Raw genomic sequence first — 13,846 nt, forward strand, 5'->3', positions numbered from 1 at the left:
GCGTGCGCTCAGTGGCAGGGGTAGCCGAGCAGGTGGCGACCGTCGTGCACGAACTCGTGCAGCAGCATCCCGGACGGGATGGAGACCGCGCCCTGGTCGGCGCTCACGAAGAAGATCGCGAGCAGGCCGAGCAGGCCGAAGAAGAGCGCCCAGGGGGCGATCTGCGCGAGGGGGATCGAGGGGATCTCGACCGGGGCGAGCGGGGTGGCAGACGTCTGCGACATGTGTCCTCCTGAAGGGATGAGTGCGTCCCTGGATGAATGGAAGTGGCGGACACTCGGGTCTGACTCCAGCTGTCCCAGGTGCTTCAGGAGAGCTGTCACAGTAGCGCGACTGTGCCGGATTCCCACCGGCTTCCTCGTGCCCGCGCGGTCAGCCTAGGGCATCGACCAGGGCCGTGGTCAGCGTGTCCGTGACGGCGCGCGGACGGACCGCGATGCGGACCCACTCCGGGCCCAGTCCGGGGAAGGTGTCGGCCCGTCGTACGGCGATCCCGGCGACGCGGAGGCGGGCGTGGACGCCCTCGCCGGGCCGGGCCAGGACGAACGAGCTGGACGATGGGATGTGGGGAATCCCCAAGCGGGCAAGGGATTCCTCGAGGTGTGCGCGCCACTCCGCGATCTGCTCGGCGCGACGTGCGGCCACGTCGGCGGCCGCCTCGGACGAGCAGGCGACCATCGCGGCGGCGGCCGTCGTGGACACCGACCACGGCACTTGGCCGCGTCGCAGCGCGGCCACGACGTCAGGCTCGGCGAGGACGTAGCCGGCCCGCACCCCCGGGATGCCCCAGTGCTTGGTGAGGCTGCGCGTGACGATCAGGCCGGGGTCGTCGTCGCTGGCCAGCGACTCCGTCTCGCCGGGGACGGTGTCCATGAACGCCTCGTCGACCAGGACGGTGCGGCCGGGCCGCAGCAGGGCGCGGATGACGGCGGCCGGGTGCAGCACGCCGGTGGGGTTGGTCGGGTTGCCGATCACCACGAGGTCGGCGTCCTGGGGGACGGCCGCCGGCTCGAGGGTGAAGTCGTCGTGGAGGACGACCGGGGTGACCCGGTGGCCCGCCTGCTCGAGCGCCGCGTGCGGCTCGGTGAACTGCGGGTGCACGACGACCGGGCGCCGCCAGTCCCGCCACCGCGCGACCAGCGAGAACGCCTCGGCGGCGCCGGCGGTCGCGAGCACCCGGTCGGGGTGGACACCGTGCCGGGCCGCGAGGGCGCGCTCGGCCGCAGCCGCGGTCGGGTAGTGGCCGACGTCGTCGAGGCTGGCGTGCAGGGCTGCGTCGAGCCAGTCCGGCCGCGGGCCGGCGTACACGTTGACGGCGAGGTCGAGCAGGCCGCGCGCCTCGACGTCGCCGTGGTGGCGGAGCGGGTCGTCCAGGGCCTCAGGCATGGGCGTGGACCGCGTCCGCGAAGCGCTGTGCCAGCTGGGGATGGCCGGCCCAGTGCGTGTGGAGGTACGACGCGTGCAGGGTCGGGGTCGCCCAGCCGGTCGTGCTGCCGTCGACGGTCCAGCCCGTGTCGCCGGGGGGCGTGACCGACGTGTGGTGGAACTCGTGGCCGGTGACCTGCTCGCCGGCCCGGGTCAGCAGCGAGTCGGTCGCGGCCGTGGCGGTGGGGTAGCGCATCGTCAGCCGCCCGGTCATGCGGGCCGTCGCGTCCAGCGCGCCCACCATCGGCCGGTCGTCGAGGGTCTCGCAGAGGTAGAGCAGCCCGGCGCACTCCGCCACCGTCGGCACCCCGGAACGGACCGCGTCCCGGAGCTCGTGACGGAGCCGGTGGTTGGCGGCCAGAGCGTCGGCGTGCACCTCGGGGAAGCCGCCGCCGAGGAGGATCCCGGCGGTGCCGGCGGGGAGGGCCTCGTCGGTGAGCGGGTCGAAGGCCACCACGTCGCAGCCGGCGGCCGCGAGGAGCTCAGCGGTCTCGGCGTAGCGGAACGTGAACGCCGGCCCGGTGGCCATCGCCACCACCCGCCGTCGCCCTTCAGCGGTCGAGCCTGCCGAGACCCCAGGGCACCACGGCTCCTCGTCGAGCGGCGGGGCGGTGCGGGCGAGCTCGAGGACCCGGTCGAGGTCGACGCCGTCGGCGATCCGGTCGGCGACCCGGTCGAGGGTCCGGTCGGCTTCGTCGCGCTCGCCGGTCGGCACGAGCCCGAGGTGCCGCGACGGGGTCACCAGGGCGTCGTCGCGACCGAGGATCCCCAGCACGGGCAGGGCGATCGAGTCCGCGACCTCGGCGGCGTGCCGGTCCGAGCCGGCCTTGTTGAGGATCACGCCGACGACGTCGACGGTCGGGTCCCACGTGGCCATGCCGTGCACGACCGCGCCGACCGAGCGTGACGACCTGGAGATGTCGACCACCAGCACGACGGGCGTGCGGGTCAGCGCGGCCACGTGGGCGGTGGAGGCGAAGCCGCGGGTGCCGATGCGGCCGTCGTACAGGCCCATCACGCCCTCGAGGACCGCGACGTCGGCACCGGCAGCGCCATGCAGGAGGAGGGGCACGACGCGCTCCTCGCCGACGAGGTGCGGGTCGAGGTTGCGGCCGGGGCGGCCGCAGGCGAGGGCGTGGTAGCCGGGGTCGATGTAGTCGGGGCCGACCTTGTGGCCGCTGACGACATGTCCCCGCCGGGTGAGCGCGCGCATCAGCCCGGACGCGACGGTGGTCTTGCCCTGCCCGGTGGCCGGGGCGGCGACGACCAGCCGCGGCAGGCTCACCACTCGATGCCCCGCTGGCCCTTCTGGCCGGCGTCCATGGGGTGCTTGACCTTGGTCATGTCGGTGACGAGGTCGGCGACCTCGACCAGCCGCGGGTGGGCGCGGCGGCCGGTGATCACGACGAACTGGCGGCCGGGGCGGTTCGCGAGGGTCTCGACGACGTCGTCGACGTCGACCCAGCCCCACTCCATCGGATAGGTGAACTCGTCGAGGACGAGCAGGTCGTGGCTCTCCGCGGCGATCCGGCGCTTGACCTCGGCCCAGCCCTCGGCGGCCTCGGCCGCGTGGTCCTCGGCCTCGCCGGTCTTGCGCGACCACGACCAGCCGGCGCCCATCTTGTGCCACTCGACCGGGCCGCCCTCGCCGGTCTCCCGGTGCAGCTCGCCGAGCCGCTCGAGCACGGTCTGCTCGCCGATCCGCCACTTGGCGGACTTCACGAACTGGAAGACGCCGACGTTCCAGCCCTGGTTCCAGCTGCGGATCGCGAGGCCGAAGGCGGCCGTCGACTTTCCCTTGCCGTCGCCGGTGTGGACCATCAGCAGCGGCCGGTTGCGGCGCTGCCGCGTGGTGAGCCCGTCGTCGGGCACGGCGAGCGGTTGTCCCTGGGGCACGGCTACCTCCGAAAGCTCTCGTGGTGCACGGCCTCGGCGAGCGGGCGGCGTTCGCGCCAGCCGTGTCGCTCGAGGTCCGGGACCTCCTGCAGGTGGCTGACCGGCCCCAGGCAGAGCCAGGCCACCGGTCGCACCCGCTCGGGGATGCCGAGCAGGTCGCGCAGGAACTCCTCGCGGTAGAACGACACCCAGCCCACGCCCACGCCCTCGGCGGTCGCGGCCAGCCACAGGTTCTGGATCGCGAGGCAGGTGGAGTAGAGCCCGGCGTCGGCGATGGTGTGCCTGCCCAGGACGTGCGGCCCGCCGCGGTCCGGGTCGTAGGTCACGACCACGGCCAGCCCCGACTCGCGGATGCCCTCGACCTTGATCGGGCGGAATGTCTCGCGCCGGTCGGCGGGCAGCGAGTCGGCGTACACCTCCCGCTCGCCGGCGACGTGGCGGGCGAACTCGTCGCGTGTCCGCGGGTCGCGGACCAGGACGAAGTCCCACGGCTGGCTGTGCCCCACGCTCGGGGCGGCATGGGCCGCGCCCAGGAGCCTCTCGAGCACGGCCGGGTCCAGCTGCTCGCCGGTGAACTCCGCGCGCACGTCGCGACGGCGGGCGATCACGTCGTACAGGCCGGCGCTCACGCCGCGCGCCCGTCGCGCGCGATCCGGGTCAGCTCCGCAGCGCTGACCTCGGCGACGGGGACGTGCTCGGCGCGGAGGTGCTCGGCGAGCGCACCCGCCAGCCCCATCCGCATCGGCCCGCTCTCGCAGTCGATGACCACGGCGTCGACCCCGTCGGCGGCCAGGTGCCGCGCGGCCGTGCGGGAGCGGTCCACCGCGTCGCGGCCGGACGTCGCACGGCCGTCGGTGACGACCACGAGGAGTGGCCGGCGACGGGCGTCCCGGACCCGCTCGACGCCCAGGATGCGGGCGGCCTCGAGGAGGCCTTCGGCCAGTGGCGTACGGCCTCCGGCGGGGAGGTCGGCCAGCCGCTTCGCCGCGATGTCGACGGAGTGCGTCGGCGGCAGCACGAGCTCGGCGCGGTCGCCGCGGAACGTCACGAGGCCGACCTTGTCGCGGCGCTGGTAGGCGTCGAGCAGCAGCGAGAGGATCGCGGTCTTGACCTGCTCCATCCGCCTGCGCGCGGCCATCGAGCCGGACGCGTCGACGCAGAACAGGACGAGGTTGGCCTCGCGGCCCTCCCGGGTCGCGACGCGCAGGTCGTCGGGGCGGAAGCGCAGGGGCCCGTCGGTCCGGCCGCGGGCCGCCTGGTGAGGCGCGGCTGCCCGGACGGTCTCGAGGAGGTGGACCGGGCCGTGTCCGCCGCGCTCCGCCCCGACCCGGCGGCCGTTGTCGGTCCGCGCGCGGCTGCGCCGGCCGGCCTCGCCCGCCCCGGTGCCGTGGACGGTGAACAGCTTCGGCCGGTACGTCGCCCCGGGCTCGCTCCGGACGTCATGCGATCCGGTCGCCCCGGCAGCCGGATCGGATGACGTCCCGCCGGGGTCGCCGGGGACGTCATGCGGGGTGGTCGCTCCGGCAGCCGGTTCGGATGACGTCCCGCCGGGGTCGTCACCGGGCTGGGGCGGGTCCGGCTCCGGCTCGTCGTCGCCGAGGATCTCGTCGAGCAGGTCCTCGTCGAGGCCGGGGGAGTCGAAGGGGTTGCGCCGACGGCGGTGCGGGAGCGAGAGGCGGGCGGCGGCGCGTACGTCGGCCAGGGTGACCTCGGACCGCTCGTGCCAGGCGGCATGGGCGACCGCGGTCCGGGCCGTGACGAGATCGGCCCGCATCCCGTCGACCTCGAGCGCGGCGCACAGCTCGGCGATCTTCACCAGCATCCCGTCGGACAGCTCGACCTGCCCGACGAGCTTCTGCGCGGCGAGCACCCGGTCGGTCAGGGCCCGCTCGGACTCGGCGTACCGGGCACAGAACGCGTCGGGGTCGGCGTCGTAGGCCATCCGGCGGCGCACCACCTCAACCCGTTGCGCCGGGTCGCGGGGCGCGGCCACCTCGACGGTGAGGCCGAAGCGGTCCAGGAGCTGCGGCCGGAGCTCGCCCTCCTCGGGGTTCATGGTGCCGACGAGCACGAAGCGGGCCGCGTGCGAGACCGAGACGCCGTCGCGCTCCACCGTGGAGCGGCCCATCGCGGCGGCGTCGAGCAGCAGGTCGACGAGGTGGTCGTGGAGGAGGTTGACCTCGTCGACGTAGAGGATGCCGCGGTGCGCCTTGGCCAGCAGGCCGGGCTCGTACTCAGCGCGCCCCTCCGACAGCGCGCGCTCGAGGTGCAGCGAGCCCAGGACCCGGTCCTCGGTGGCGCCGACGGGCAGTTCGACGAGCCGAACGGGCCGGGTCTCGACGTCCGCATCGGCGGCGAACGGGCCGTCGGGGGAGAGCGGCCGGCGCTCCCGCGGGTCGCTGGAGAAGCGGTCACCGGCGACGACGTCGATCGGCGGCAGCACGCCGGCGAGGGCCCGCACGATCGTGGACTTCGCGGTGCCCTTCTCGCCGCGCACGAGCACGCCGCCGACCTCGGGGGAGATCGTGGTGAGGAGGAGGGCCAGGGCCATCCCGTCGGGGTCGCCGGAGCCGACGACGGCACTGAAGGGGTACTGCTGTGGCATGTGAGGCTCCCGCTCGTCCGCCATGGAATGGACGCCGCGAGGCCGGTCTTCGGACTTCCCGGATCGACGCGATCGCGTCCTCCGGGTCACCGCAGCGGGCCTGTGCCGGACTCTCACCGGCTTCCCAGATTCTCCCCCGGACGGGGGCACCTCGTGGCTGTGCGGCCACGATAGCGTCACCCCCCGTGCAGCACTCAGCCCCGTCCACGACTGCCCGCGCCGTCACCGTCGTCGGCCTCGGCGCCCGCGGCTGGTCGGACCTCCCCGAACGCCTCCGTGACGTCGTCGCGGGCGCCGACGTGCTGCTCGGCGGCCCCCGCCACCTCGGCCTGGTCCCGCCCGTCCTCGGCCAGCTCCGCGAGCCCTGGCCGAGCCCGCTGCTCGACGCGCTGCCCGGCCTCCTCGAGGAGCACGCCGACCGTCGCGTCGTGGTCCTGGCCTCGGGTGACCCCCTGGTCTCGGGCATCGGTACGACGCTGGTCGAGCTGCTCGGGTCCGACCGCGTCGTGGTCGAGCCGGCGCTCTCGTCGGTGGCGCTCGCCCGGGCGCGGATGGGCTGGTCGGCGGAGTCCACGGCTGTGGTCTCGGTCGTCGGGCGGGACCCGCGGGCCGTGCTGCGCCACCTCGCGCCCGGGCACCGGGTGGTCGTGCTCTCCTCCGACGGCCGCAGCCCCGACGCCCTCGCCGGCCTGCTGGTCATGGCGGGCTACGGACGGTCGGCGATGACCGTGCTGTCGGACCTCGGCGGGGTTGAGGAGGCCCGGGTCGACACCACGCCGGAGGACTGGTCCGGCCTCGCCCCCGAGCTCAACATCGTCGCGCTCGAGCTGTCCGGGCCAGCCGTGGGTTCGTGGGGCACCGGGTTGCCCGACGAGCTCTTCGAGCACGACGGCCAGCTGACCCGGCGCGACCTGCGGGCCAGCGCGCTGGCCAGACTCGCCCCGCAGCCGGGGCAGCTGCTCTGGGACGTGGGTGCCGGGGCGGGCAGCGTCGGCATCGAGTGGATGCGGGCCCATCCGACCTGCCGGACGATCGCGGTCGAGGCCGACACCGGGCGTGCCGCCCGGATCGGGCGCAACGCGGCCGCCCTCGGCGTCCCCACCCTGGAGGTCGTCTCCGGCAGCGCCCCCGAAGCCCTGATCCGGCTGCCCAAGCCCGATGCCGTCTTCGTGGGTGGCGGCGCCACGGTGGCCGGCCTGCTGGGCTACTGCGAGCGCTCGCTGCGACCCGGCGGCCGCCTGGTCGTCCACGGGGTGACGCTGGAGACCGAGCAGGCCCTGAGCGCGGCCCACGCCCGCAACGGCGGCGAGCTGACCCGGATCTCGGTCGAGCGGGCCGCCCCGCTGGGTGCGTTCACCGGCTGGACGCCGGCCCGCACCGTCACCCAGTGGGCCTGGACGAAGGAGCGCGCATGACCGTCCACTTCGTCGGCGCCGGACCGGGTGCGGCCGACCTGATCACGCTGCGGGCCGCCGCGATGCTCGCGCGGGCCGACGTGGTGCTCTACCCCGGCACCTACCTCGACGCGGAGGTCCTCGGGCACTGCCGCGGCGACGCCCAGCTGGTCGACACCCAGCACCTCGACCTGGACCGGATCACCGCGGTGCTGGTGGACGCGCACGAGGCCGGGCACGACGTCGTACGCCTCACGTCCGGGGACCCCTCGCTCTACTCCGCCGTCGCCGAGCAGACCCGGCGGCTGGACGCCGCGGGGGTGCCGTGGGACGTGACGCCCGGTGTGCCGGCGTACGCCGCTGCGGCTGCCGCCGTGGGCCGCGAGCTGACCGTCCCGCTGGTCACCCAGTCGGTGGTGCTGACCCGGGCTCAGGCCCGCTCCACGGCGATGCCGGAGAGCGAGTCGCTGGCGGCGTTCGCGGCCACCCGCGCCACGCTCTGCCTGCACCTGGCGATCACGCGCACACGGGAAGTGATGGGCGAGCTGGCGGGGGAGTACGGCGCGGACTGCCCGGTCGTGGTCGTCTCGCGCGCCACCCAGCCGGAGGAGCTGGTGCTGCGCGGCACCGTGGCCGACATCGCCGACCGGGTCGAGGCGGCCGGTCTGCGCCAGGCCGCGGTGATCCTGGTCGGGCGCGCGCTGGATCCGTCCGGCGGCGGCGAGTCGTTCCTCTACTCCGCCGACCGAACCCGTCGCCCTACGATGCCTGGATGACCCCTGACCAGGTTGGTGAGTACGCCGAGTCGCTGCCGCGGGTCAAGCGCAAGGGCACCGAGACGCGCCCGGCCTGGTACGTCGACGACCGCCTCGTCGTGCGCCTGCACGACCCGATGACGCTCGTGATCCGGGTGCCCCTGGCCAGGCGGGAGTCGCTGCTCGAGACCTACCCCGACAGCTTCGGGGTGCCGCCGCGCATGGAGGCCCACCACAAGGTCGAGTGCTACCTCGACCGGGCCGAGCCCCGCGCGGTGCAGGCGGCCATCGACCTGGCTTGGGAGATGCAGCGTCGCTGAGAGGTGACCCCTCAGGTCGGCTCCGTGAACCTCGCGGTCCACACCCGCCGGCCCGCCGTGACGCGGGTGCCGCGCGACCCCACGAGCAGCAGGCACTTCATGTCGATCGTGGTCGCGTCCAGGGCCGCGAGCGTCGTGACGTGCAGGGACTCCTCGGCCCGGCCGATGTCGCGGCCGACGACCACGACGGTGTCGGCCGCCAGGTGCTCGAGCAGGATCTTCTGGGCCTGCACCACCTGCTCGGTCCGCGACCGGGACGCCGGGTTGTAGATCGCCAGCACCAGGTCGGCCTCCGCGACGTGCCGCAGCCGCTTCTCCACCAGCGACCAGGGCTTGAGGCGGTCCGAGAGGCTGACGACCGCGAAGTCGCCGCCGATCGGTGCGCCGGCCCGCGCGGCGACCGCCTGGACCGCGCTGACGCCGGGCAGCACCCGCACATCGACGTCGTCGTACGCCGGGTCCTCGGCGGCCTCGAACACCGCCGAGGCCATCCCGAACACGCCCGCGTCCCCGCCGGAGACCACCGCGACCCGCTCGCCGGCCCGGGCAAGGTCCAGCGCGAAGCGCGCCCGGTCGACCTCCACGCTGTTGCCCGACGCGTGCCGGGTCAGGCCCGCCCGCTGGGGCACCCGGTTGACGTACGGCGCGTACCCCACCACGTGGTCGACCTCCGCCAGCGCGGCCGTCACCTCGGGGGTGATCCACCCCTCCGGCCCCGGCCCCAGCCCCACGACCAGCAGCTCCGCCGGGGGCCGATCCGTGTGCCGTTTGGTCCCCAACGGCATGTTTTCGGCCCCGGAACCTGCCGTTGGGGACCAAACGGCACGCCGCCCGGGCCCCCGGAGCGAGTCGCCGGGGACCACGATGAGGGAGAAGTACGGCACCGAGCCTGGGTCGACGTCGGCGACGGGCAGCCACCGTTCGGACTCCATCGAGGCCCGCTCGACGTACAGCGCACCCTCGAGCCGGCCGGCGGCGGCCAGCGCACGGCGTACGGCGGGGAACGTCCGGCCGAGCTTCATGATGATCGCCCCGTCGGTGTCGGCGAGCCGCCGGGCCAGCTCCGGCTCGGGGAGCGTGCCGGGCAGGATCGTCAGCACGTCGGTCTGCCGCACGAGCGGGGAGGCGACGGCGGCCGTCGCAGCCGCGAAGGACGGCACGCCGGGCACCACCTCGGTGGGGAACCGCTCGGAGAGCCGGTCGTGCATGTACATGTAGGAGCCGTAGAACAGCGGATCGCCCTCGGCCAGCAGCACGACCGTCCGGCCGGCCGACAGGTGCGCCGCCAACCGTGACGCCGACGCCTCGTAGAACTCCGCCATCGCGCCGGCGTACCCACCCGGGTGCCCCGTCGTCCCGGTCGTGACGGGGTAGCGGAGCTCCTCCTCGATCGCGTCGGCCGGGATCAGCGCGGCGGCGATCCGCCGCGCGTTCGACTGCTTGCCGACGCCGGCGTGGTAGGCCACGACGTCGGCGGACCCGATCAGCCGGGCCGCCTTGAGGGTGATCAGCTCGGGGTCGCCGGGGCCGAGCCCGACGCCGTAGAAGTGGCCGGTCATTCCTGCTCCTGGGCGAGGGCGTTGAGGGCGGAGGCGGTCATGGCGGAGCCGCCGCGGCGACCGCGCACGGTCACGTAGGGGATGTCGATGCCGTGGTCGTCGGCGAGGCGGGCGAGTGCCTCCTTGGACTCGACCGCACCGATGAACCCCACCGGGCAGCCGACGATCGCGGCCGGCCGCGGCGCGCCGGCGACGAGCATCTCGAGCAGGTGGAACAGCGCGGTCGGGGCGTTGCCGATCGCGACCACCGACCCGTCGAGCCACGGCTCCCACAGCGACACCGCGGCGGCCGAGCGCGTCGTTCCCCACGAGCGGGCCAGGGCCGGCACCCGCTCGTCGCGCAGCAGGCAGACCACCTCGTTGTCGCGCGGCAGCCGCGCCCGGGTCACACCCGAGGCAACCATGTGCGCGTCCGTCAGGATCGGGGCGCCCGCGAGCAGCGCCGCCCGGGCCGCGGCCACGAGGCCCGGGTGCACCACGAGGTCCTCGACCAGGTCCACCTGCCCGGTCCCGTGCACCATCCGCACGGCCAGCTTCTCGGCGTCCGGGGGCAGGTGGTCGAACGACGCCTCCCGCCGGATCGTCGCGAACGAGTCGACGTAGATCGCCGGCCCGTCGTCGACGTACGCGTAGGCCCGCGGCGGCCGCACCGGCGCGTTCACCGCGCCACCCGCGCCGCCCGCGCCGCCCGCGTCAGCCGCGGCACCAGGACGCCACGCCACGGCGTGACGACCAGCTCGGGCGCGCGGCCGGCGAGCCGAGCGACCAGCGCGGGGGAGAGGACCCCGTCGGGCGCCGGGACGTGCTCGCCCCCGGCCACCACGCCGTACGCCGCAGGGCCGGTTGCGACCGGCACCTGCGGGTCGCGGGGCAGCAGCGGCAGCGCGTCGGCCGGCAGTTCGTCGACGTGCCACGGCGCGGTCGGGCCGGTGCCGCGGCAGCCCAAGAACTGCCGGGCGAGCGTGACCAGGGCGAGCGGAGCGTCGGCCATCGGCAGCACCGCACCCCAGCCGTGCGACCCGATCCGGACCTGTCCCGTCGTCGCGGACAGCGCCACGAGCCCGAGGTCGCACGAGCGGCCGACCAGGTCGCCGCGGCCGTCGTCGAGCACGAACAGGAACCGGCCCGGCAGCGCTGCCAACGCCGGGTCCGAGCACAGCAAGGCGTCCAGGGCCGCCGCCACCGGACGCAGGTCGGCCCGCCCACCGGCGAGCCCGGTCGCGGGCGAGACCAGGACGTTGCGGACCAGCTCGTGCGACCGCGAGGGCAGCAGCCCGGTCGCCTCGATCGCGGCCACCACCGCGGGGGACAGCTCGCCGCCGGACCAGGGCAGCGCCCGCAGCTGGAGGTTGGCGCGGCCGGTCACGTGCAGGTCTCCGTCGCCGTGCACCCGGGCCACCTCGGAGAGAGCGACGAGCGCGGACGACGGCACCCGGCCACCGACGAGCCGCAGGCGAACGAGCGCCCCGTCGTCGGCGGGCCAGGGGCGGGTGACGCCCGGGCAGAGGTCGGGACGGGTCCGGGTGATCATGCGCGTTCCTCGCAGGTCAGGGGCTCGTGCGCGAAGCCCGCGGGTGACCGAGCGGCAGGTGCCGCTTGGGCCAGCAGGTCTTCGGACTCGGGATCGACCGGGCCGGGGCACCTTCCCGGACCCGGAGGTCCAGTGGCCCGTCGTACGACGGAAGCCCCGCCCGTCACCCATACCGCTGCGCGTCAGTCCCGGACTCTCACCGGGTTCCCTGACCCGTGGCTCTCACCGCGGGGTTGACTGGCACCGGCGAGGCTACCAACGAGCGGGGAGTGCGTGCACCGAGGTGTCGCCGGGTACGGCGGGGCCATGAGCACCACGACGCGCATCGTCCGGGCCACGCCGCAGCAGGTGTGGGACGTGCTGGCCGACGGCTGGCTCTACCCGCTGTGGGTGGTGGGTGCCTCGCGGATGCGCGAGGTCGACGGGCACTGGCCCGAGCCGGGTGCCCGGCTGCACCACTCCGTCGGGGTCTGGCCGCTGCTGATCGACGACCACACCGAGGTCCTCGAGGCGACGCCGGGCTCCCGCCTGCGGCTGCGTGCCAAGGCCTGGCCCACCGGGGAGGCGGAGGTGGTCCTGCATCTCCGGGCGCGCGGCGCCGACACCGAGGTCGTGATGGAGGAGGACGCCGTCGCGGGGCCGGGGCGGCTGGTGCCCGCGCCGCTGCGGCGCCTGCCGCTGCACTGGCGCAACGTGGAGGCGCTGCGTCGCCTGGCGTTCGTCGCGGAGCGGCGTGCGCAAGGATGACCGCGTGACCGTGCCCGGCGCCGACGAGACGTACGACGCCGTCGTCGTCGGCGCCGGCCCCAACGGGCTCGTCGCGGCCAACCACCTGGTCGACGCCGGCTGGTCGGTGCTCGTCCTGGAGGCCCAGCCCGAGGTGGGTGGAGCGGTCCGGAGTGACCGGGAGGTGCACGCCGACTTCGTGCACGACACGTTCAGCGCGTTCTACCCGTTGGCCGCCGCCTCCCCGTTCCTGGGCGCGATGGACCTGGAGGACCACGGCCTGGCCTGGGCCCACGCGCCCGCGGTCCTCGGGCACCCCACCCCCGACGGTGCGTGGGCGCTGCTCCACCGTGACCGCGAGGTCACCGCCTGCCTCCTCGACGAGCAGCACCCCGGCGACGGCGAGGCCTGGCTGGCCCTGTGCGACCAGTGGGACGTGATCGGCCCGCACGTCCTCGGCGGCCTCCTGTCGCCCTTCCCGCCCGTGCGCTCGGCGCTGGCCGGGCTGGCGGCCCTGCCGCGCGCCGGCGGGCTGTCCTTCGTCCGCACCCTGCTCGCGCCGGCCGCGGAGGTGGGGAGCCGTCGCTTCGGCGGGCGCGCCCCGCGCCTGCTGCTGGCCGGCAACGCCGGACACGCCGACATCCCGCTCGAGGACACAGGCTCCGGGCTGATGGGGCTGCTGCTCACCCTGATGGGCCAGACCGTCGGCTTCCCGGTCCCGGTCGGCGGTGCGGGTGAGCTCACCCAGGCCCTGGCCCGGCGGTTCGTCTCCCGAGGCGGCGAGATCCGCTGCGCCACCGCGGTCGTGGGCATCGACGTCGAGCGCGGCCGGGCGCGGGCGGTCCGGTCCGCCGACGGCCGTCGTACGACGGTGCGCCGGGCCGTCGTGGCCGACGTCGTGGCGCCGCACCTCTTCGGCGGGCTCGTCGCCGCCGAGCACCTGCCGCTGCGGGTGCGCCGCGGGATGCGCCGCTTCGAGCTGGACCCCTCGACCGTCAAGGTCGACTGGGCGCTGTCCGGACCCGTGCCGTGGGCGTCGGCCCCCGCCCACGCACCCGGCACGGTGCACATCGCCGACTCCGTCGGACAGATGTCCCGGGCGTTCCGCGAGGTGGCGGACGGCGCGGTCCCGGCCGAGCCCTTCCTGCTCGCCGGCCAGATGACCACGTCCGACCCGACCCGATCGCCGGCGGGCACCGAGTCGATGTGGGCCTACACGCACGTGCCGCAGCAGGTCACGCGGGACACGGGCGGTGACGGCATCCGTGGGCTGTGGGACCACGACGACTGCGAGCGTTTCGCGGACCGGATGCAGGCCCGGATCGAGCGGCTGGCCCCCGGCTTCGGCTCGACGGTCCTGGCTCGTCGGGTGCTGGGACCGCGCGAGCTCGAGGCCCGCAACGCCAACCTGGTCGGCGGGTCGATCAACGGGGGCACCGCCCGCCTGCGCCAGGAGCTCGTGCTCCGGCCGGTGCCCGGGCTGGGGCGTGCCGAGACGGGCATCGCCGGGCTCTACCTCGGTTCGTCGTCCGCGCACCCGGGCGGCGGGGTGCACGGCGCGGCCGGCATGAATGCGGCCCGCGCTGCCCTGGCGCACGCCCGGCTCGACCCGCGTGCCAGGCACCGCTGACAAGG

Annotated in this window: 12 protein-coding genes, 1 pseudogene and 2 riboswitches; of the genes and pseudogenes, 5 read left to right on the forward strand and 8 right to left on the reverse strand. The window is 75.2% G+C overall.

Translation table 11 applies throughout. The features are described from left to right. Window positions 1–8: 8 nt before the first annotated feature. The 5 genes and pseudogenes from FB382_RS05335 to FB382_RS05355 form a co-directional block, all read right to left on the reverse strand. Window positions 9–224 (reverse strand): CbtB domain-containing protein, encoded by a 216-nt coding sequence (locus tag FB382_RS05335; protein WP_125035085.1) that lies wholly within the window; start codon window positions 222–224, stop codon window positions 9–11. 148 nt (window positions 225–372) lie between these two features. Next, window positions 373–2,710, reverse strand: a pseudogene (cobBC, locus tag FB382_RS23070) (bifunctional hydrogenobyrinic acid a,c-diamide synthase/histidinol phosphate aminotransferase CobBC). Beyond that, entirely contained in the window at window positions 2,707–3,321 is a 615-nt protein-coding gene (gene cobO / locus FB382_RS05345; RefSeq protein WP_182537428.1) for a cob(I)yrinic acid a,c-diamide adenosyltransferase, read from the reverse strand. Before cobO ends, cobBC begins: the two are co-directional and overlap by 4 nt. A 2-nt stretch (window positions 3,322–3,323) precedes the next feature. Continuing rightward, window positions 3,324–3,950: a 5,6-dimethylbenzimidazole synthase gene (gene bluB / locus FB382_RS05350; protein WP_182537430.1), complete on the reverse strand. Its 627-nt coding sequence runs from the start codon at window positions 3,948–3,950 to the stop codon at window positions 3,324–3,326. Next, window positions 3,947–5,926, reverse strand: a complete 1,980-nt coding sequence (locus tag FB382_RS05355) for a magnesium chelatase subunit D family protein (protein ID WP_182537432.1) — start codon at window positions 5,924–5,926, stop codon at window positions 3,947–3,949. Before FB382_RS05355 ends, bluB begins: the two co-directional genes overlap by 4 nt. A gap of 23 nt (window positions 5,927–5,949) precedes the next feature. Beyond that, window positions 5,950–6,095, reverse strand: a riboswitch (cobalamin riboswitch). A 16-nt stretch (window positions 6,096–6,111) separates the two neighbouring features. Here FB382_RS05355 and cbiE point away from each other — a divergent pair. The 3 genes from cbiE to FB382_RS05370 are packed head-to-tail and all read left to right on the forward strand — an operon-like array spanning window position 6,112 to window position 8,395. Further along, window positions 6,112–7,341 carry a precorrin-6y C5,15-methyltransferase (decarboxylating) subunit CbiE gene (gene cbiE, locus FB382_RS22795; RefSeq protein ID WP_182537434.1) on the forward strand — a complete coding sequence of 410 codons (1,230 nt, stop codon included), beginning with the start codon at window positions 6,112–6,114 and terminating at the stop codon, window positions 7,339–7,341. Then, window positions 7,338–8,096, forward strand: coding sequence for a precorrin-4 C(11)-methyltransferase (gene cobM, locus FB382_RS05365; protein WP_182537436.1), 759 nt, complete (start codon window positions 7,338–7,340; stop codon window positions 8,094–8,096). Before cbiE ends, cobM begins: the two co-directional genes overlap by 4 nt. After that, on the forward strand, window positions 8,093–8,395 hold the full coding sequence (locus tag FB382_RS05370) for a hypothetical protein (protein WP_182537438.1): 303 nt from the start codon (window positions 8,093–8,095) through the stop codon (window positions 8,393–8,395). Before cobM ends, FB382_RS05370 begins: the two co-directional genes overlap by 4 nt. 11 nt (window positions 8,396–8,406) lie before the next feature. On the opposite strand, the gene FB382_RS05375 is transcribed toward FB382_RS05370, so the two are convergent. Genes FB382_RS05375 through FB382_RS05385 form a run of 3 tightly spaced genes read right to left on the reverse strand, consistent with a single transcriptional unit; the run spans window position 8,407 to window position 11,485 of the window. After that, window positions 8,407–9,954: a precorrin-2 C(20)-methyltransferase gene (locus FB382_RS05375; protein WP_182537439.1), complete on the reverse strand. Its 1,548-nt coding sequence runs from the start codon at window positions 9,952–9,954 to the stop codon at window positions 8,407–8,409. Continuing rightward, window positions 9,951–10,616 carry a precorrin-8X methylmutase gene (locus FB382_RS05380; RefSeq protein WP_182537440.1) on the reverse strand — a complete coding sequence of 222 codons (666 nt, stop codon included), beginning with the start codon at window positions 10,614–10,616 and terminating at the stop codon, window positions 9,951–9,953. The genes FB382_RS05375 and FB382_RS05380 overlap by 4 nt, the downstream gene beginning before the upstream one ends. Beyond that, window positions 10,613–11,485, reverse strand: coding sequence for a nitrite reductase (locus FB382_RS05385; RefSeq protein ID WP_182537441.1), 873 nt, complete (start codon window positions 11,483–11,485; stop codon window positions 10,613–10,615). Before FB382_RS05385 ends, FB382_RS05380 begins: the two co-directional genes overlap by 4 nt. Window positions 11,486–11,540: 55 nt before the next feature. Then, window positions 11,541–11,742: riboswitch (cobalamin riboswitch) on the reverse strand. Between the two features lie 49 nt (window positions 11,743–11,791). Between FB382_RS05385 and FB382_RS05390 the strand changes: the two genes are divergently transcribed. Together FB382_RS05390 and FB382_RS05395 are read left to right on the forward strand one after the other, a co-directional pair. Further along, entirely contained in the window at window positions 11,792–12,232 is a 441-nt protein-coding gene (locus FB382_RS05390; RefSeq protein ID WP_182537442.1) for an SRPBCC family protein, read from the forward strand. A gap of 4 nt (window positions 12,233–12,236) precedes the next feature. Continuing rightward, window positions 12,237–13,841, forward strand: coding sequence for a phytoene desaturase family protein (locus FB382_RS05395; protein WP_343055494.1), 1,605 nt, complete (start codon window positions 12,237–12,239; stop codon window positions 13,839–13,841). Window positions 13,842–13,846: the final 5 nt, after the last annotated feature.

Source organism: Nocardioides ginsengisegetis, from assembly GCF_014138045.1.
GTDB classification, from domain to species: domain Bacteria; phylum Actinomycetota; class Actinomycetes; order Propionibacteriales; family Nocardioidaceae; genus Nocardioides; species Nocardioides ginsengisegetis.